Annotated in this window: 18 protein-coding genes; 3 read left to right on the forward strand and 15 right to left on the reverse strand. The window is 74.4% G+C overall.

All coding sequences use genetic code 11. The features are described 5' to 3' along the window. Nucleotide 1: 1 nt before the first annotated feature. From DQ240_RS05635 to DQ240_RS05665, 7 genes are all read right to left on the reverse strand, one after another. Nucleotides 2–298, reverse strand: a complete 297-nt coding sequence (locus DQ240_RS05635) for a hypothetical protein (protein ID WP_147261942.1) — start codon at nt 296–298, stop codon at nt 2–4. Next, nucleotides 295–1248 carry a hypothetical protein gene (locus DQ240_RS05640; protein ID WP_113838651.1) on the reverse strand — a complete coding sequence of 318 codons (954 nt, stop codon included), beginning with the start codon at nt 1246–1248 and terminating at the stop codon, nt 295–297. Before DQ240_RS05640 ends, DQ240_RS05635 begins: the two co-directional genes overlap by 4 nt. Then, on the reverse strand, nt 1245–2336 hold the full coding sequence (locus DQ240_RS05645) for an alanine--glyoxylate aminotransferase family protein (protein ID WP_113838652.1): 1092 nt from the start codon (nt 2334–2336) through the stop codon (nt 1245–1247). The genes DQ240_RS05640 and DQ240_RS05645 overlap by 4 nt, the downstream gene beginning before the upstream one ends. 110 nt (nt 2337–2446) lie before the next feature. Further along, complete coding sequence (aspS, locus tag DQ240_RS05650; RefSeq protein ID WP_113838653.1) at nt 2447–4225, reverse strand: aspartate--tRNA ligase; 1779 nt, start codon at nt 4223–4225, stop codon at nt 2447–2449. Nucleotides 4226–4252: 27 nt separating this feature from the next. Further along, the gene (locus DQ240_RS05655; RefSeq protein ID WP_113838842.1) at nt 4253–5233 is read right to left on the reverse strand and encodes an aldo/keto reductase; all 981 of its coding nucleotides are present in this window, start codon (nt 5231–5233) and stop codon (nt 4253–4255) included. Between the two features lie 70 nt (nt 5234–5303). Continuing rightward, nucleotides 5304–6575 (reverse strand): histidine--tRNA ligase, encoded by a 1272-nt coding sequence (gene hisS / locus DQ240_RS05660; protein ID WP_233498527.1) that lies wholly within the window; start codon nt 6573–6575, stop codon nt 5304–5306. An 8-nt stretch (nt 6576–6583) separates the two neighbouring features. Next, nucleotides 6584–7276, reverse strand: coding sequence for an MBL fold metallo-hydrolase (locus DQ240_RS05665; protein WP_113838655.1), 693 nt, complete (start codon nt 7274–7276; stop codon nt 6584–6586). 173 nt (nt 7277–7449) lie between these two features. On the opposite strand from DQ240_RS05665, the gene DQ240_RS05670 reads away from it, so the two are divergent. From DQ240_RS05670 to DQ240_RS05680, 3 genes are read left to right on the forward strand one after another with little or no spacing between them, the layout of a single operon-like run. Beyond that, nucleotides 7450–8286 carry a peptidylprolyl isomerase gene (locus DQ240_RS05670; RefSeq protein WP_113838656.1) on the forward strand — a complete coding sequence of 279 codons (837 nt, stop codon included), beginning with the start codon at nt 7450–7452 and terminating at the stop codon, nt 8284–8286. After that, nucleotides 8283–8954, forward strand: a complete 672-nt coding sequence (locus tag DQ240_RS05675; protein WP_113838657.1) for a peptidylprolyl isomerase — start codon at nt 8283–8285, stop codon at nt 8952–8954. Before DQ240_RS05670 ends, DQ240_RS05675 begins: the two co-directional genes overlap by 4 nt. Further along, the gene (locus tag DQ240_RS05680) at nt 8951–9523 is read left to right on the forward strand and encodes a DUF3105 domain-containing protein (protein WP_113838658.1); all 573 of its coding nucleotides are present in this window, start codon (nt 8951–8953) and stop codon (nt 9521–9523) included. Before DQ240_RS05675 ends, DQ240_RS05680 begins: the two co-directional genes overlap by 4 nt. Before the next feature lie 15 nt (nt 9524–9538). Here DQ240_RS05680 and DQ240_RS05685 read toward each other — a convergent pair whose 3' ends face one another. The 8 genes from DQ240_RS05685 to ruvC all read right to left on the reverse strand — a co-directional run bounded on the left by DQ240_RS05685 (nt 9539) and on the right by ruvC (nt 18835). After that, complete coding sequence (locus DQ240_RS05685; RefSeq protein WP_113838659.1) at nt 9539–12028, reverse strand: bifunctional (p)ppGpp synthetase/guanosine-3',5'-bis(diphosphate) 3'-pyrophosphohydrolase; 2490 nt, start codon at nt 12026–12028, stop codon at nt 9539–9541. A gap of 117 nt (nt 12029–12145) precedes the next feature. Then, nucleotides 12146–12745: an adenine phosphoribosyltransferase gene (locus DQ240_RS05690; RefSeq protein WP_113838660.1), complete on the reverse strand. Its 600-nt coding sequence runs from the start codon at nt 12743–12745 to the stop codon at nt 12146–12148. After that, nucleotides 12742–14163: a protein translocase subunit SecF gene (gene secF, locus DQ240_RS05695; RefSeq protein WP_199589095.1), complete on the reverse strand. Its 1422-nt coding sequence runs from the start codon at nt 14161–14163 to the stop codon at nt 12742–12744. Before secF ends, DQ240_RS05690 begins: the two co-directional genes overlap by 4 nt. After that, nucleotides 14160–15908: a protein translocase subunit SecD gene (gene secD / locus DQ240_RS05700; protein ID WP_113838661.1), complete on the reverse strand. Its 1749-nt coding sequence runs from the start codon at nt 15906–15908 to the stop codon at nt 14160–14162. Before secD ends, secF begins: the two co-directional genes overlap by 4 nt. A gap of 12 nt (nt 15909–15920) precedes the next feature. Next, nucleotides 15921–16256: a preprotein translocase subunit YajC gene (yajC, locus tag DQ240_RS05705; RefSeq protein WP_113838662.1), complete on the reverse strand. Its 336-nt coding sequence runs from the start codon at nt 16254–16256 to the stop codon at nt 15921–15923. Nucleotides 16257–16426: 170 nt separating this feature from the next. Then, complete coding sequence (gene ruvB / locus DQ240_RS05710; protein ID WP_113838663.1) at nt 16427–17551, reverse strand: Holliday junction branch migration DNA helicase RuvB; 1125 nt, start codon at nt 17549–17551, stop codon at nt 16427–16429. A gap of 79 nt (nt 17552–17630) precedes the next feature. Beyond that, a complete protein-coding gene (ruvA, locus tag DQ240_RS05715; protein WP_113838664.1) occupies nt 17631–18269 on the reverse strand; it encodes a Holliday junction branch migration protein RuvA in 639 nt (212 codons plus the stop codon). 5 nt (nt 18270–18274) lie between these two features. Next, nucleotides 18275–18835 carry a crossover junction endodeoxyribonuclease RuvC gene (gene ruvC / locus DQ240_RS05720; protein ID WP_113838665.1) on the reverse strand — a complete coding sequence of 187 codons (561 nt, stop codon included), beginning with the start codon at nt 18833–18835 and terminating at the stop codon, nt 18275–18277. Nucleotides 18836–18949 lie beyond the last annotated feature (114 nt).

An 18949-nucleotide genomic window follows, 5' to 3' on the forward strand; every position in this document is an offset into this window, starting at 1 on the left:
GCTACCGGCTCTCGGGACGGGTCGGGCTCGTCCCGGCCAGTCGGAGCAGCCCGAGTTCGCCGTGCGACGACTCGACGAACAGCTCGAAGACGCGACCACGCGCTTCGGGGCCGTTCGCCCAGGCGAGCACCTCGTGGACGTCGGCCGCTCCCGTCAGGCGCCACTCCTCGCAGTACGGCACCACGAGCACGCCGTCGGACCCGGGCTCCGCCGACGGGCCGCTCCAGAAGTAGACCCGGTAGACGGGGTCGTCCACTTCCCAGCGGGCGTCACGAGGGTCGACCGGTGCGGGCATCATGCCGACAGGATCCCGCTCCCTGCCGCGGGCCCATGGTCGCGGCTGGGAGTGGCGCCACCGCGGCGGAGCAGCGGGACGACGAGGGCGATCACGACCGCCACGACCAGGGCGACCACCCACGGCGTCAGGTCCCGCGCATCGGGCGACGCCGACAACCGGAAGACCTGCCACGCGCCGGAGAGTGCGTCCGGGAGGGTGTCCGGGAGCCCGTACCCGGGTCGGAGCAGGGGCTCCAGCCACGCTGCCGCGGTCATCAGCGGTCCGGTGGACCAGGCCAGCAGCACCACGAGCGGCCACCACAGCAGCCGCAGGGGTGGCGTCGTCCCGACGGCGACGAGCGCGGCGACCAGCACGATCGCGCCGAACCAGGCCGACACCGTGCCCAGTGATCCGCTCCCGCTCGGGTGCGCGACCGCCGACACGACCGAGGAGGACCAGGGCGGCGCCAGCCCGGCGAGGACGCCCAGACCGACGCCGAGACCCGGGCGGCCCAGCAGCGCGGCCGAGCCCAGCAGCCAGCCCCCGACCGCCGTGGTCACGACCACCGCGGAGAGCCCGGCGAGGACGACGGGCTCCTCGTCGAAGCCGCTCCCCGGCGCGTCGGACACCGACGCCAGCGACTGGAGCAGCGTGACCGCGACGGCGAGCGCCAGCCCGCTCCCGGTCGCGGCCAGCGAGAGGCCGCGCCGCCGGCCCAGCCGGCCCACCAGTCCCGCCCCGACGCCGCCGGTCAGCGCGCCGAGCACCAGCCAGCTGAGCCAGCCGGCAGCCAGCGGCAGCGCACTGGTCCCGGCGTAGGCGTCCATCCCGCCGAGCAGCCACCACAGGTGACCGCCGACCCACCACACGACGGCGGCCAACGGCAGCAACGCCCACTCGGGCAGGCCCGCCGACGCCGCGAGGCGGGGCGCCGGGACGGCGGGCGCGGACGCCGGCGCCGGCGCGCTCACCGCCCGAGGACCGCGCGCAGCGCCGCGAGCACCAGCGCCACCCGGTCGGGCCGGGCGTTGGCACCCATCAGGCCGATCCGCCACACCGAGGACGCGTAGGCGCCGGCGCCGGCACCGATCTCCACGTCGTACCGCTCGAGCAGCTCGGCCCGCACCGCCGCCGAGTCGACGCCCTCGGGTACGCGGACGGTCGTCAGTTCGGGCAGCCGGTGCCCGTCGGCCGCGAAGAGCTCGAGCCCCAGCTCGGCCAGGCCCTCGTGCAGCAGCCGGCCGGCCTCGGCGTGCCGGGCGTGCACGGCGTCCAGGCCCTCGTCGAGGATCCGGCCGAGCGCCGCGTGCAGCGAGACGACCATCCCGGTGGGCGCGGTGTGGTGGTACGTACGCCCGCCGCTGCCGGCCGCCTCGCCCGCGTACCCGCCGAGCATGCCGAGGTCGAGGTACCAGCTCTGCGGCTTCTCGATCCGCCGCTCCCAGGCCCGGTCGTTGATCGTGAAGGGCGCGAGGCCGGGCGCGGTGCCCAGGCACTTCTGCGAGCCCGAGTAGGCGAGGTCGACGCCCCAGTCGTCCAGCCGCACCGGGATGCCACCCAGCGAGGTCACGCAGTCGGCCAGCAGCAGCGCGTCGCCCTTGCCGGCGGCCAGGGGCTCCAGGTCCGAGCGGACGCCGGTGGAGGTCTCGGCGTGGACCGCGGCGATCAGCTTCGGCGCCGGGTGGGCGGCGAGCACCCGCTCGCCGTCGACCGGCTGCCCCCACTCGTGGTCCACCCGCACGACCTCGGCGCCGCACCGGGAGGCGACGTCGACCATGCGCTCGCCGAACAGGCCGTTGACCGCCACGACGACGACGTCGCCCGGGCCGACGGTGTTGACGAAGGACGCCTCCATGCCCGCCGAGCCGGTCGCCGACAGCGGGAGGGTCCGCCGGTTCGCCGTCCCGAACAGCTGCCGGAGCCGGTCCGAGGTCTCGTCGAGGATCCCGAGGAAGACCGGGTCGAGGTGCCCGAGCAGCGGCCGGCCCAGGGCGACCGTGGCCTCCGGGTAGGGGTTCGACGGGCCGGGTCCGAGCAGGGTGCGGGCGCGCAGCGGCATGACGCTGACGTTAGGACACCGCGGGGTCCGCGACCTCTTGCGGTGTTCCTCGTGGTGTCGCGGTGCTGCAGCACCGCAGGAGCACGAGGAACACCGCAGGAGTGCGGGGTTCAGCCCCTCGTCGGGTCCGTGGGCCCGGGGGCACCGGGCTGGCCGGGGAGCGCGGGCTCCTCGGGCTTGGCGTCGATGCCGGCCTCCTTGCGCTGCGCGTCGGAGATCGGCGTCGGGGCGCTGGTCAGCGGGTCGAAACCGGCGCCGGTCTTCGGGAAGGCGATGACCTCGCGAATCGAGTCGACGCCGGCCAGGAGCGCGGTCAGCCGGTCCCAGCCGAGCGCGGCCCCGGCGTGCGGCGGCGGGCCGTAGGCGAACGCCTCGAGGAAGAAGCCGAACCGCTCGCGCGCCTCCTCGCGGGACATGCCGAGGGTCTCGAAGACGCGCTCCTGCAGCGCGGCGTCGTGGATACGGACCGAGCCGCTCATCACCTCGTTGCCGTTGATCACCATGTCGTAGGCGTCGGACAGCGCCGCGCCCTTGTCGTCGGCGAACCGCTCCCGCCACTCGGGCGTGGGCGAGGTGAACGGGTGGTGCATGAAGGTCCACTCGCCGTCCTCGGTCTCCTCGAACATCGGGAAGTCGACGACGAAGAGGAACGACCAGGTCCCGGGCTCGATGAGCTCCAGCCGCTTGGCGATCTCGTTGCGCGCGGCGCCGAGCAGCTCCTGCGAGGTGCGACGGGCACCGGCGGCGAAGAAGACGCAGTCGCCGGGCTTCGCGCCGACGGCGGCCACGAGCCCGTCGCGCTCGGCCTCGGAGATGTTCTTGGCCACCGGCCCGCCGAGCGTGCCGTCCTCGGCGATGGTCACGTAGGCCAGGCCGCGCGAGCCGCGGGACCGGGCCCAGTCCTGCCAGGCGTCGAACGCCCGCCGCGGCTGGGAGCCACCGCCGGGCATGACGACCGCGCCCACGTACGGCGCCTGGAACACCCGGAACGGGGTGTCGGCGAAGTAGGAGGTCAGCTCGGTCAGCTCGATGCCGAACCGCAGGTCGGGCTTGTCGGAGCCGAAGCGGTCCATCGCCTCGCGGTAGGTCATCCGCGGGATCTCCGGCACCTCGTACCCGGCCAGCTCGCGCCACAGCGACCGGACGACGTCCTCGGCGATGGCGAGCACGTCGTCGCGCTCGACGAAGCTCATCTCGAAGTCGAGCTGGGTGAACTCCGGCTGCCGGTCGGCGCGGAAGTCCTCGTCCCGGAAGCAGCGGGCGATCTGGTAGTAGCGCTCCAGGCCGCCGATCATCAGCAGCTGCTTGAACAGCTGCGGCGACTGGGGCAGCGCGTACCACTTGCCCGGCTGCAGCCGGACCGGCACGACAAAGTCGCGCGCACCCTCGGGCGTCGAGCGGGTCAGCGTCGGCGTCTCGACCTCGGTGAAGCCGTGCCCGGCCATGACGCCGCGGGCGACCCGGCTGATCTCGCTGCGCAGCCGCATGATCCGGGCCGGGTCCTGGCGGCGCAGGTCCAGGTAGCGGAACCGGTAGCGGACGTCGTCCGACGCCGCCGAGTCCGTCTCGATCGGGAACGGCAGCGGCGCGGCGGCCGACAGCACGCGCAGCTCGCCGGCGACGACCTCGAGGTCGCCGGTGGGCAGCTCGGGGTTCTCGTTGCCGGCCGGGCGCTGGCGGACCTCGCCGGTGACGAGCACGCAGTACTCGTTGCGCAGCGCGTGCGCCTCCTCCTCGCGGACGACGACCTGGACGTAGCCCGAGGCGTCGCGCAGGTCGAGGAAGACCACGCCGCCGTGGTCGCGGCGGCGGGCGACCCAGCCGGCCAGGGTGACCGTCGAGCCGGCGTCGGTACCGCGGAGGGTGCCGGCGTCATGGGTGCGGAGCACGGGGATCTCTCTCTGTGGGGGTCGGGTTCACCAGCGGTCGTGCACGTGGGCGCGGATGCGCTCGTCGTACACGCGCTCGAGGTCGGCGAGCTGGCTCTCGGTCAGGCGGGGCAGCTCGGCGGCGGCGACGTTGCCGCGGACCTGCTCGACGTTGCGGGCGCCGGGGATCACGGTGGTGACGCCGGGCTGGTCGATCACCCAGCGAAGCGCGAAGGCCGCCGTCGGTGCGTCCCCGGCGATCGCCGCGACCTCGCGGGCCGCCGCGACGCCGATCTCGAAGGGCACGCCGGCGAAGGTCTCGCCGACGTCGAAGGCCTCGCCGTTGCGGTTGAAGTTCCGGTGGTCGTCGGCCGGGAACGTCGTCGACTCGTCGTACTTGCCGGTCAGCAGACCGCTCGCCAGCGGCACCCGGGCGAGGATGCCCACGTCGGCCGCCTGCGCCGCGGGCAGCAGCTCCTCCAGCGGCTTGCGGCGGAAGACGTTGAGGATCACCTGGATGGTGGCGACGCCGGGGTGCTGCAGCGCGGTCAGCCCCTCGGCCACCGTCTCCACCGAGACGCCGTAGGCGGCGATCGAGCCGTCGGCGACGAACCCGTCGAGCGTGTCGTACACCCGCTGGTCGCTGTAGACGGCCGGCGGCGGGCAGTGCAGCTGCACGAGGTCGAGGGTGTCGACGCCGAGGTTGCGCCGCGACCGGTCCACCCAGGCCCGGAGGTTCTCCGGCGTGTACGTGGCGGCCTCGAAGGGGTCCGCGCGGCGCCCGGCCTTGGTAGCCACGAACGGACGCTCGGACACCGCGGCCAGCACCCGGCGGATCCGCTCCTCCGAGCGGCCGTCGCCGTACACGTCGGCGGTGTCCAGCAGGGTCACCCCGGCGGCCAGTGCGGCCTCGAGCACCGCCTCGGCGGCCTCGTCGTCGACGTCGCCCCAGTCCCCGCCCAGCTGCCACGTCCCCAGCCCGACGACGCCGACCTCTGCCCCGGTCCGGCCCAGCGGCCGCTGCTCCATGCTCACTCCCCGCCCCCTGTTCGGCTCCGCACTCGCTCCGCTCCTCGGTCGCTGGCGCTCCCTGCGATGCTCACTCGCGCGTCGCACTCACGTTCACCGTCGCACGCTTCACGGCATCGAACAGGTCGGCCACCGGGACCGCCTCCTGCTCGCCGGTCGCCATGGTCTTGAGCTGCCCCACGCCCTCGGCCAGGTCGCGGTCGCCGATGACGACGACGTGCGAGGCGCCGGACCGGTCGGCGGCCTTCATCGCGCCCTTGAGCCCGCGGTCGCCGTAGACGGTGTCGGCGGAGACGCCGGCGGCCCGCAGCTGCCCGACCAGCCGTACGGCGAGCCGCTTGGCCTCGGCCCCCAGCGGGACGACGAAGGCCTGCACGCCGGGGCTGGTGCCGATGTCGAGCCCCTCGGCCTGCACCGCCAGCAGCGTCCGGTCGACCCCGACCGCGTAGCCGATGCCGGAGACGTCGGGGCCACCGAGCGCCGCGGACAGCCCGTCGTACCGCCCGCCGCCACCGATCGCCGACTGGGCGCCGAGGCCGTGGTGCACGAACTCGAACGTCGTCTTCGTGTAGTAGTCCAGGCCGCGGACCAGCTTCGGCGCCTCGGTCCAGGTCACCCCGAGGTCGGTGAGGTGCTGGCGGACGGCGTCGTAGTGCGCCTTCGTCGAGTCCGACAGGTGGTCGACCATCAGCGGGGCGTCGTCGAGCTGCGCCTGTACCTCCGGCCGCTTGTCGTCCAGCACCCGCAGCGGGTTGATCGCCGCGCGCCGGCGGGTCTCCTCGTCCAGGTCCAGCTTGTCGAGGAACGCGACCAGCAGCTCGCGGTACTGCGGCCGGCAGGTCGCGTCGCCCAGCGAGGTGAGCAGCAGCTCGAAGTCGGTCAGCCCGAGGTCACGGAAGCCCTGCACGCCGAGTGCCACCACCTCGGCGTCCAGCGCCGGGTCGTCGATGCCCAGGGCCTCCATGTCGACCTGGGTGAAGTGCCGGTACCGGCCGGCCTGCGGGCGCTCGTAGCGGAACGCCGAGCCGACGGTCCACAGCTTGACCGGCAGCGCACCGGTGTGGAGGCGGTGCTCGATGAAGGCGCGCATCAGCCCGGCGGTGAGCTCGGGGCGCAGCGTCAGGGAGCGGCCGCCGCGGTCGTCGAAGGTGTACATCTCCTTCGTCACGACGTCGGTGGACTCCCCGACCCCGCGGGAGAAGACGGCGGTCTCCTCGAACACCGGCGTCTCGACGTAGCCGTACCCGGCCCGCCGCAGCGGCGCGGTGAGGGTGTCGCGGACGGCGAGGAACCGCGCGGACTCCGGCGGCAGGGTGTCGAACGTGCCCTTCGGCGCGGTCAACCCGCCGCTCACAGCCCGCGGCCCTTCGGCGCCGGCTGCGACGACGCGGCCTCGGCCAGGTAGGGGTTGGTCGCCCGCTCGCGACCGATCGTGGTCAGCCCGCCGTGCCCGGGCAGCACGATCGTCTCGTCGTCCAGCGGGAGGACGACGTCGCGCAGCGAGGCCAGCATCTTCTGCCAGGACCCGCCGGGCAGGTCGACGCGGCCCACCGATCCCTGGAACAGCACGTCGCCGGCGAACAGGCCCGGCGCCTCACCGAGGTCGAGCCCGAAGACCACCGAGCCGTCGGTGTGGCCGGGGGCGTGCCGGACGGTCAGCCGCACCCCGGCCAGGTCGAGGACGGCGCCGTCGTCCAGCGGCACGACCTCCGACGGGTCGGGGAAGCGGGCGCCGGCGACCAGCCGGGCCAGCTGCGGGCCGAACCAGCGGGCGGGGTCGGTGAGCATCCCGTTGTCCAGCGGGTGCATGTACGCGGGGATGTCGTACCCCTCGCAGACCGGGACGACGGAGAAGGTGTGGTCCAGGTGGCCGTGGGTGAGCACGACCGCGACCGGCTTCAGCCCGTCCTCGGCGATGATCTGCGACAGCGGCTCGACGGCGTCCTGGCCGGGGTCGACGATCACGCACTCCTGGCCGCGTCCGGTGGCGACGGCGTAGCAGTTGGTGCCGAAGGCGCCGGCCGGGAACGAGCGGATGAGCACCCGTGCAGGTTACGCGGGGGTGATCACCGGTGCCGTCGGCTCTCCCCGACCCGCCCCGCGCCGCAGATCCGGGGATCCCCAGGTCCGCCGCCTAGACTCGCGCACCGACCAGCGGGGCGCCCCTCCCGGGCCGCCGGCCCCGCAGCAGCCGTACGTCCGAGGAGTGCTCCCCCGTGCCGAGCAACAAGCAGCGCCGGCAGGCCGCCCAGCGCCACCTGCAGCGGCAGCTGGAACGCCGCGCCGAGCTGGCCCGCAAGCGCCGCCGCAACCTGCTCGTCGCGGTGACCGCCGCCGCCGTCGTCCTCGTGGTCGGCGCCGTCCTGCTGGTCACCACCCTCGGCGGGGACGACGACGGCGACACCACCGCCACCGACCCGACCACGAGCGCTCCCCTCGCCGACACGCCGGTCGCGCCGGTCGTGAACCCCGACGGCACGGTGACCTGCGACTTCGCCCGCGACGGCTCCGACACCGACGTCGGCCTGCCGCCCACCCCCGAGGCGACCCCGGCCAGCGGCACGACGGCGCTGGCGGTCGCCACGTCGGCCGGCGACATGACCTTCACCCTCGACCGGGCCAAGGCCCCCTGCGCGGCGGCGAGCTTCTCCTACCTGGCCTCGGTCGGCTTCTTCGACGGCTCCCCCTGCCACCGCGAGGTCAACCAGCCCGAGTTCGGCGTGCTGCAGTGCGGCGACCCGACCGGCACCGGCCAGGGCGGCCCGGGCTACCGCTTCTACGAGGAGATCCCGGAGGGGACGGCGTACCCGCGGGGCACCATCGCGATGGCCAACAGCGGCGCGCCGGGCTCGACCGGCAGCCAGTTCTTCCTGTGCTTCGTCGACACCCAGCTCCCGCCGAGCTACACGCCGGTCGGGACCGTGGACGAGGCCGGCCTGGCCGTCCTCGACCAGATCGCGGCCGCCGGCAACGACGGCTCCTTCGAGCCCAGCCCCGGCGGCGGCGCCCCGAACACCCCGGTGACCATCACCTCCATGACGGTCCTGCAGTGAGCCGGCTGCGCGCCGCCGGCGCGCTGGCCGCCGTCGTGCTGGCCGTCGCCGGCTGCGGATCGGACGACGACGAGCCGACCGCGGGGTCCTCCGGCGCGACGGTGACCTGCGACTGGGTGTCCGACGGCTCCGGCGTGGACGTCGGCACCCCGCCCGAGGAGGTCCCGGCCGAGGGCGAGACCACGGTCGCGATGACCCTCGGGCAGGGCGAGCTCCTCCTGACGCTGGACGCCGCGAGCGCTCCCTGCGCGGCCGCGAGCACCGCCCACCTGGCCGACGCCGGCTTCTTCGACGGCAGCCCCTGCCACCGGCTGGTCGACTCCGCGACCTTCGGCGTCCTGCAGTGCGGCGATCCGACCGGCACCGGCCGCGGCGGCCCGGGCTACCGGTTCGAGCAGGAGGTCGACGCCGACACCGCCTACCCCGCCGGCACGGTCGCGATGGCGAACAGCGGTGCGCCCGGCTCCACCGGCAGCCAGTTCTTCATCTGCTACGTCAACACGCGGCTGTCGCCGGACTACAGCGTCGTCGGCACGCTCGACGACGCCGGCCTCGACGTGGTCCGCGGCATCGCGGCAGCCGGGCACGACGGCTCGTTCGACCCCTCCCCCGGCGGCGGCGCCCCCATCGAGGACGTCGTCATCGAGTCCGCGGAGGTCCGCGGATGACGACCGCCCGCGGAGCGGCCCTGCTGACCGCCGGCGTCCTCGCGCTGGCCGGCTGCAGCACCACTGTCGCGGGCACCGCGTCGCCCGCCACGGGAGGCGGCCCGCCGCTGGGCGACACCCGCGTCGCCGACTACGCGGCCGGCCAGTCGCACGTCCCCGGCGTGGTCGACTACGACGAGAGCCCGCCGGTGGGCGGCCCGCACGCCTCCGCCTGGGCCGACTGCACCGGCAGCGTCTACGACGTCGACGTCCGGCACGAGAACGCCGTCCACTCCCTCGAGCACGGCGCGGTCTGGATCACCTACGACCCGGACGCGCTGACCGACGACGAGATCGCGACGCTCGCCGAACTCGTGGAGGGCGTCCCCCACCGGATGATGTCGCCCTACGAGGGGCTCGGGGCGCCGGTCAGCATCCAGGCGTGGAACCACCAGCTCACGGTGGAGTCGGCCGACGACCCGCGCCTGGCGCAGTTCGCCGACACGCTGACGATGGACCCCGCCAACACCCCGGAGCCCGGAGCCACCTGCGAGAACCCGGCGTTCCTCGACGACCCCGAGACCGCCTGAGCCGCACGGCTGCTCCTACGCGGTGACGCGCTCCACGTCGAAGACGCCGTCGACGTTCCGGACCGTCTGCAGCACGGCCCCCAGGTGCGCCGGGTCGGCCAGCTCGAAGGTGAAGCGGCTGATCGCGACGCGGTCGCGGCTGGTCTGCACCGACGCCGACAGGATGTTGACCCGCTCGTCGGCCAGCGCCTTGGTCACGTCGGAGAGCAGCCGGTGCCGGTCCAGCGCCTCGACCTGGATCGCGACGAGGAACACCGAGCCGGGCTGGCTCGCCCACTCGACCTCGACCAGCCGCTCGGGCTTGCGCTGCAGGTCCTCGGCGTTGGTGCAGTCGGTGCGGTGCACGCTCACGCCGCCGCCGCGGGTGACGAAGCCCAGGACGTCGTCCCCGGGGACCGGGGTGCAGCACTTCGCGAGCTTGGCCCAGACGTCGGTCATCCCGTGGACGACGATGCCGGGGTCGCCGCCGGCCGCCCGGCGCGGGCCGACCCGCCGGGTCGGGATCGCCGTCTCGGCGATGTCCTCGACCGCCCCCTCGGTGCCGCCCAGCGCCGCGATCAGCTTCTCGACCACCGAGGCCGCGGAGAGGTGGTTCTCCCCCACCGCCGCGTAGAGCGCGGTCACGTCGGCGTGGTTGAGCTCCTTGGCCAGGGTCGACAGCGCCTCGCCGCCGAGCAGTCGCTGCAGCGGGAGCCCCGCCTTGCGCATGGCCCGGGTCAGGGCCTCCTTGCCGGCCTCGACGGCGTCCTCGCGGCGCTCCTTGGTGAACCACTGGCGGATCTTGGTGCGCGCGCGGGAGGAGCCGACGAACGCCAGCCAGTCCTTCGACGGCCCGGCCGTCGGCGACTTGGAGGTGAAGATCTCGACGACGTCGCCGTTGGTCAGCTTGCTGTCCAACGACACCAGCGCCCCGTTGACCCGGGCGCCGATGCAGCGGTGCCCGACCTCGGTGTGCACCGCGTAGGCGAAGTCGACCGGGGTGGAGTCCCCGGGCAGGCTGACGACGTCGCCCTTGGGCGTGAAGACGAAGACCTCCTGCGGACCGAGGTCGTAGCGCAGGGTCTCCAGGAACTCACCGGGCTCCTGCGCCTCGCGCTGCCAGTCCAGCAACTGGCGCAGCCACAGCATGTCGTCGGGCGACCCGGGCTTGGCGGCGCCGAACTCACCGGCCACGGGCTTCCCGCCGGCCCGCGCCTTCTCCTTGTACTTCCAGTGCGCCGCGATCCCGAACTCCGCGGTGCGGTGCATGTCGTGCGTGCGGATCTGCAGCTCGACCGGCTTGCCCTGCGGACCGATCACGGTCGTGTGCAACGACTGGTACATGTTGAACTTCGGCATCGCGACGAAGTCCTTGAAGCGGCCCGGTACCGGCTGCCAGTGCGCGTGCATGATGCCCAGCGCGGCGTAGCAGTCGCGGACGGAGTCCACGAGGATCCGGATGCCGACCAGGTCCCAGATGTCGGTGAAGTCCCGGCCGCGGACGATCATCTTCTGGTAGATCGAGTAGTAGTGCTTGGGCCGGCCGGTCACCACGGCCTCGATCCCGGCGGCCTTGAGCTGCTCGGTCACCGACGCGGTGACCTCGGCGAGGTAGGTGTCGCGGGACGGCGCCCGCTCGGCCACCAGCCGGACGATCTCGTCGTAGCGCTTGGGGTACAGCGTCGCGAAGGCGAGGTCCTCGAGCTCCCACTTGATGGTGTTCATGCCCAGCCGGTGGGCCAGGGGGGCGAGGATCTCCAGCGTCTCGCGGGCCTTCTTCTCCTGCTTCTCGGGCGGGAGGAAGCGCAGCGTGCGCATGTTGTGCAGCCGGTCGGCCAGCTTGATGACCAGCACCCGGGGGTCGCGGGACATCGCGACGATCATCTTCCGGATCGTCTCGGCCTGCGCCGCGTCGCCCAGCTTGACCTTGTCGATCTTGGTGACGCCGTCGACGAGGTGCGCGACCTCGGGCCCGAAGTCCCGCGTGACCGACTCGAGGGTGACCCCGGTGTCCTCCACCGTGTCGTGCAGCAGCGCGGCGATCAGCGTGGTGGTGTCCATGCCGAGGCCGGCGAGGATGGTGGAGACCGCGAGCGGGTGGGTGATGTAGGGGTCGCCACTCTTGCGCTTCTGGCTGGCGTGCGCGGCCTCGGCGACGTCGTAGGCCCGCTGCAGCACCGCCAGGTCGGCCTTGGGGTGGCTCTGCCGGTGCAGCGCGGCCAGCGGCTCGAGGACCGGGCGGACGACGGTGCTGCGCTGCCCGGCGACGATCCGGCGGGCCAGCCGGTCGCGTACCCGGCGGCGGGGGGTCCCGGGGTCGTTCTCCGCGGGTGGCTCGGAGCCGACGTCGTCGGGACGGCGGACCGCCGGTCGCGGCGGCAGCGGGGCGCGCTCGCCCGCCGGGGCACCCGCCGGCAGGGCCGCGGGCTCGGCCGCCGCTGCGCCGGTGGCGGTCGGCGTGGTCGCCGGGGCTCCGGTCCCGAGGCGCCCGGCAGCCAGGTTCGTGCCGGCTGCATCGGGGGCCACAACGACTCCTACGGGCTCGAGGAGGGACGACCCTCCCCATGCTAGCGGGGCAGCCCCCGGGAACGGCGCGTCCGGGCGGGTGGTCTGCCCCTCAGGTGGCGGGCCGGCTGCGTCGGCTCAGGTCGCCCAGAGCGCGTGCACCGTGTGCGGCGCAAGCTGCTGGCGACCGCCCAGCTCGGCGAGCTCGACGACCACCGCCACCGCGCTGACCACGCCGCCGAGCTGCTCGACCAGGCCGATGGCCGCGGCCAGGGTGCCACCGGTGGCCAGGACGTCGTCGACCACCAGGACCCGCTGGCCCGGCGCGATCGAGTCGGTGTGCAGCTCCAGCGTCGCCGAGCCGTACTCGAGGTCGTACTCGGCCGAGACGCGGGCGCGGGGCAGCTTGCCGGCCTTGCGGACCGGCACCACGCCCACCCCCGCGTCGAGCGCCACGGCGGCGGCGAGCAGGAACCCGCGCGCCTCCACCCCGACGACGACGTCGAACCCGGGGTGCGCACCGTCCCCGGACGAGGCCAGGGCGGCGACCCGCGGGTCCACCGAGGCCGCCGACGCCAGGCCGTCGACGACCCGGCGGAACGCGGGGCCGTCGGCGAAGACCGGCGTCAGGTCCCGGAACACGATCCCCGGCGACGGGAAGTCGGGGACGTCGACGGCGATCGAGGCGACGAGCTCGTCCAGGGGCAGGTCGGCCCCCGGACCCGCGCCGGTGCTCACCGGCGCTTCTTGCCGCCGGCGCTGCCGCTGCCCCGCCGGCCGGCCGGCCGCTGCGGCCGCGCCCCCGGTCGAGGAGCCGCGGTGGCGCCGCTGCGTGGCTCGCCGGGACCCACCGAGGACGGCGACTCGACCACGACGTCGGCCTGCGCCGGACCGAGGTCGTCCACCCGCTCGGCGACGCCGACCGCGGTCTGCCGGCGGGCCGACGGCGAGCGGCGGGCGCTGGCGACGGGGCCGCGCCCCGGTCCGGTACCCCGCCCCTCGCGGGCGGCCGAGGACCGGCGGGCGAGCACCCGCTTGCGCAGGGCGACGACCTCCGGCTCCCGCTCCTTGAGGTCGGCCACGATCGGCGTCGCCAGGAAGATCGACGAGTACGCACCCGCCGCCAGCCCGACGAACAGCACCAGCGCGAGGTCCTTGAGCGTGCCGACGCCGAGCAGCCCGGCCCCGACGAAGAGCAGACCGGCGACCGGCAGCAGCGCGATGACCGACGTGTTGATCGACCGCATGAGCGTCTGGTTCACGGCGAGGTTGGCGGCCTCGCCCCAGGTCATGCGGGCGCTCTGCGCCAGCCCCCGGGTGTTCTCGTCCACCTTGTCGAAGACGACGACGGTGTCGTACAGCGAGAACCCGAGGATGGTGAGGAAGCCGACGACCGTGGACGGCGTGACCTCGAAGCCGATCAGCGAGTAGACGCCGGCGGTCACCACGATGTCGTGCAGCAGGGCCGCGATCGCACCGATGGCCATCTTCGGCTGGAAGCGGATCGCCAGGAACGCGATGACGGCCACGAGGAACACCACGAGGGCGATGAGCGCCTGCTCGGTGATGTCCTCGCCCCACTCGGCGCTGACCGACTCGGGGCTGACCTGGTCCGGCTCGATCCCGGCCGCGTCGGCGACGGCCGCGACGACCGCCCGCTCGCCCTCGTTGTCCAGGCCCTCGGTGCGCAGCAGGATCGAGTTGCCGCCCACGACCTGCGCGGTCGCGACCTCGGCACCGGCGTCCTCCGCGGCCTCCCGGACCTCGGTGAGCTGCTGCTCGGAGCCGGGCAGCCGGAAGCTGTTGCCGCCGGCGAAGTCGATCCCGAAGTTGAACCCGCGGAACACCATCGAGGCGATGCACAGCAGCACCACGACGGCGGTGACCTTGTAGATCAGCCGGCTGCGCCCGACGACGTCGAGCCCGGCCTCGCCGTTGTAGAGCCGGTGGGCCAGCGAGGCGCGGCGCGCGGGGCGCCGGGCCTCCTCGTCCGTCCCGTCGTCGCTGGCGCCCTCGCGGGGCAGGCCGGCGTCGGCCAGGGCGTCGTCGTCGGCCGCAGCGGCCGCGTCGTCGGCGGCCGCCGAGGCGTCGCGCTCCTCGTCGGCGTCGGTGCCGACCGGGATCTCCTCGGCGGCCGGGTCCTGCTCGCGGCTCATGCCCTGCTCCTGTCGGTGGCTGCGGTGGCCGTCCGGGCGCCCGCGCCGACCAGCTGCCGGCCGGCACCCCGCCCCGGAGCCTGGGCGACGGTGCGGTCGAGGCCGCGGCCCAGGCCCGAGAAGCGGTTGCTCCCGAAGCTCTTGAACCGGGCCAGCACCGCCAGCAGCGGATGGGTGAAGAGGAAGACGACGACGAGGTCGAGCACGGTCGACATGCCCAGCGTGAAGGCGAAGCCCTTCACGTCCCCGATCGCCAGCCAGTAGAGGATCGCCGCGGCGAGGAAGCTCACCGCGTCGGCCGAGAGGATCGTCCGCCGGGCACGGACCCAGGCGCGGGGCACGGCCGAGCGCAGCGTCCGGCCTTCGCGGATCTCGTCCTTGAGCCGTTCGAAGTAGACGACGAACGAGTCGGCCGTGATGCCGATCGAGACGATGAACCCGGCGATGCCGGCGAGGCTGAGCGTGAACCCGATCTGGCGACCCAGCAGGACCAGGCAGGCGTAGACCACCACGGCGGACAGCACCAGGCTGGCGATCATGACCAACCCGAGCAGGCGGTAGTAGAGCAGCGCGTAGAGGAAGACCAGCCCCACGCCGATGGCGCCGGCGATCAGGCCGGCCTGCAGCTGCTCCTCGCCGAGCTCGGTGGAGATCGACTGCGCGGTGGCCTGCTCGAAGGTCAGCGGCAGCGCGCCGTACTTGAGCTGGTTGGCCAGCTCGGTGGCGCTCTCCTGGTCGAAGTCACCGGTGATGGTGGTCGGGTTGCTGGTGATCGCGCTCTCGATGACCGGAGCGGAGACGACCCGCTCGTCGAGGGTGAAGGCCACCCGCTCCTGGACGTGCGCGGCGGTGTACTCGGCCCAGGTCTGCTCGCCGCTGCCGTCGAAGTCCAGCAGGACGATCCAGCCGCCGGTGCCCTGCTGCGTGCCGGCGCGCGCGTCGTCGATGGAGGTGCCCTCGATGATCGCCGGGCCGAGGAGGAACTTCTCGGCGCCGTCGTCGCTGCAGACGGCGACGTAGGAGTCCGGCGAGGCCGGTAGGACCGGACCGTCCTGGGTGTCGCAGCGCAGCGCGCTGTAGGCCGGGCCGGCCTCCTCGGGGGTCGCCGCCTCGACCGGCGGGACGGCCTCGCCGCCCTCTGCCGCAGGGTCGCCGGCGCCCTCGGTGCCGGTGGGCGCCGCGGACTCCGTCGGGGTGGCCGCGTCGGTCGGGGCGGCGTCGGTCGGGGCGGCGTCGGTCGGGGCGGCGTCGGTCGGGGCGGCGGCGTCCGTGGGGGCCGCGCCGTCGCTGGGGGCCGCCGTGTCGGTGGGCGCCGCCGGGTCGGTCGGGGTGGTGCCGGCGACCGTCGGGTCGAGCGTCGCGCAGAGCGGGTCCGTCCCCGGGCAGATCACCGGGCGGAAGCGCAGCTGGGCGGTCTGCCCGAGCTCGCGGGCCTGCTCGCCGTCGTCACCGGGGACCGAGATGACGATGTTCGTGTCGCCCTCGGTGACCACCTCCGCCTCGGAGACGCCGAGACCGTTCACCCGCTGCTCGATGATCTGGCGGGCCAGCTCCAGGTCCTCGGGGTCGGGGGCGCCGCCCCCGGGCGTCTGCGCGGTGAGGGTGACCGTCGTGCCGCCGCGCAGGTCCAGGCCCAGCTGCGGGGTCCGGGTGTCCCCGGTGAGGAAGACGAGCGCGTACAGACCGGCGACGATCAGCAGGAACGCCGCGAAGTACCGGCGCGCCGGTGTGGATCGGTTGGCCATGGGGAGCGCGGCTCAGCGGGTGGGGTCGGCGGGGCCGCCGTCGACGGCACCCGGGGCGGACTCACCGGAGACCGTGCCGTCGGCGTCGACCACCGGCTTGCGCACCTCGAGGATCGCCTGCCGCGCGAACGTCACGACCACGCCGGGGGCGATCTCCACGTCGACGGTGGTCTCGGTCTTGCCGGCGACGGTGCCGTGGATGCCGCTGGTGGTCATGATCGGCGTCCCGGGCTGCAGCGCCTCCTGCATCTCCTGCTGCTGGGCGACCATCCGCTTGCGCTGGCGCGCCGGCATGACGATCAGCAGCACGAAGGCGAGCGCGAGCAGGACGAGGGGAAAGAGCTCCACGGCAGGGGTGCCTCTCTACCGCGCCGGGATCGCGCGCGGTCGGTGCGGTCCGGGACGGGACCGCTCGGGTACGTCGGCTGTGACATCGCTGGGGCGCGCACAGCGACCGACCGTGCAGGCACGGAGGCCGGACCGGATGGCAGTCGAGTTGCGCGCCAGCGACGAGCAGTCTAGGCGTCGAACAGCGGTTCGGTGTCCGCACGAGGGGCCAGCGTGGCGGGTGAGCCACCCCCGAGGGGGAGGCCGCCACGCGGCAGCGGCTGCCCGAGGTGCCGCCAGGCGGCCTCGGTCGCGACCCGTCCGCGCGGCGTGCGGGCCAGCAGCCCCGCCCGCACGAGGAACGGCTCGCAGACCTCCTCGACCGTGTGCGGCTCCTCGCCGACGGCCACCGCGAGCGTCGAGACGCCGACCGGCCCGCCGCCGAACCGCACGACCAGCGCCTCGAGCACCGCGCGGTCCAGCCGGTCCAGCCCGAGGTCGTCGACGTCGTACAGCGCCAGGGCCGCGCGGGCGACGGCGAGGGTCACCCGCCCGTCGGCCTCCACCTCGGCGTAGTCGCGCACCCGGCGCAGCAGCCGGTTGGCGATCCGGGGGGTGCCCCGGGACCGCCCCGCGATCTCGGCGGAGCCGTCGTCGGTGAGCTCGACGCCGAGCAGCTCGGCGCTGCGGGCGAGCACCTGCTGCAGCTCGGCCGGCTCGTAGAACTCCATCTGCCCGACGAAGCCGAACCGGTCGCGCAGCGGTCCGGTGAGCAGGCCCGCCCGGGTGGTCGCGCCGACGAGCGTGAACGGGGCGATGTCCAGCGGGATGGCCGTGGCGCCCGGGCCCTTGCCGACGACGACGTCGACCCGGAAGTCCTCCATCGCCATGTACAGCAGTTCCTCCGCCGGCCGGGCGATGCGGTGGATCTCGTCGATGAACAGCACGTCTCCGGGGCCCAGGTTGGACAGCATCGCCGCGAGGTCGCCGGAGCGCTCGATCGCCGGGCCGCTGGTGATCTTCACCGAGGTGCCCAGCTCCGAGCCGATGATCAGCGCCAGGCTGGTCTTGCCGAGTCCGGGCGGGCCGGAGAGCAGCACGTGGTCCGGCGGTCGGCCCCGGCGCTTGGCGCCCTCGAGGACCAGCGCCAGCTGCCGGGCCACCTTCGGCTGACCGATGAAGTCGTGCAGCGAGTGCGGGCGCAGGGCCGACTCGACGACCCGCTCCTCCTCGCCGGCCTGCGGGGACACGGCGAACTGCCGGCCGAGGTCGTCGTCCACCTCGCCGGACAGCGCGCGGTCGAACGGCGAGGTCACGAGCCCTGCCCCCCGCTCCCGCCCAGCGCTCCGCTCCTCGCTCGCTGGCGCTCGCTGCGATGCTCACGCCGCTGTGCGCTCATGACCGCCCCAGCAGCTGGATCGCCTGCCGCAGCAGCACCGAGATCTGCACCCCGCCGTTGCCCTGCTGCTCCTCGGCAACCGGCGCGAGCGCGGTGAGGGCCGTGTCGGCCTCCTTGCCCGACCAGCCCAGGCCCACGAGGGCCGCGGTGAGCTGGTCGCGCCACGGCGCCACCGGCGTCAGCGGGCCGGCGCCGGACGGCAGGGCCGGCCCGTCGAGCTGGGTGTCGCTGCTCGTGGTGCCGAGGCGGTCGCGCAGCTCGAGGATCAGCCGCTCGGCGCCCTTCTTGCCGATGCCGGGGACCTGCATGAGCGCCTTGACGTCGGCCATCGACACCGCGCGGCGCACCTCGCGCGGCGGGTGGATCGCCAGCACCGCCTGCGCCAGCCGGGGCCCGACGCCGTTGGCGGTCTGCAGCAGCTCGAAGAGCTGGCGCTCGTCGTCGTCGGCGAAGCCGTACAGGGTGAGCGAGTCCTCGCGGACGACGAGGCTGGTCGACAGGCGGGCGCTCTCCCCCACCTGCAGCCGGGCGATCGTCCCGGGCGTGCACTGCACGGCCAGGCCGATGCCGCCGACCTCGACCACCGCGCCGTCCGGCGAGACCGCGGCCACCCGGCCGCTCACACTGGCGATCACGTCCGTCAGACCCCCTGCCACCGCGGCAACGTCCGCGGCTGGATGCTCGCACCGATCCCACCGGCCAGGGCAGCCACCCGGAGGCGCTGCTGCGCCGGCCCGCGCCAGACGTGGCACACCGCCAGCGCCAGGGCGTCGGCGGCGTCGGCCGGCTTCGGGGCCGTCGCCAGCCCGAGCACGCGGGTCACCATGAGGGTGACCTGCTCCTTGTCCGCCCGGCCGTTGCCGGAGATCGCGGCCTTGACCTCGCTCGGGGTGTGCCAGGCGACCGACCGGTCGGCCTGGGCCGCGGCGAGCGCGGCGACCCCGGCGGCCTGCGCGGTGCCGGTGGCGGTGCCCTTGTTGTTCTGCGTGAACACCCGCTCGATGGCGACGACGTCGGGCCGGTGCTCGCGCAGCAGCGCCGTCACGGCGGTGTGCAGCTCCAGCAGGCGCAGCTCCAGGTCCAGCTCCGGGGAGCTGCGGACCACGCCCACGCCGACCGCCTGGGGCCGGGCGCCGGGGCGGCCGTCGACCACTCCCCACCCGCACCGGGTCAGCCCGGGGTCGATGCCCAGCACCCGCATGCCCGCGCCTCCTGGTTGCCGAACTGGTGTTCGACCGAGGCTAGCCCCCGCCACCGTCACCACGACACCGACACACCGTTGGCCGCCCTTCAGGGGCCCGCGCCGAGCGTGCGA

This window comes from Blastococcus sp. TF02A-26, from assembly GCF_003319125.1.
Taxonomy (GTDB): Bacteria; Actinomycetota; Actinomycetes; order Mycobacteriales; family Geodermatophilaceae; genus Trujillonella.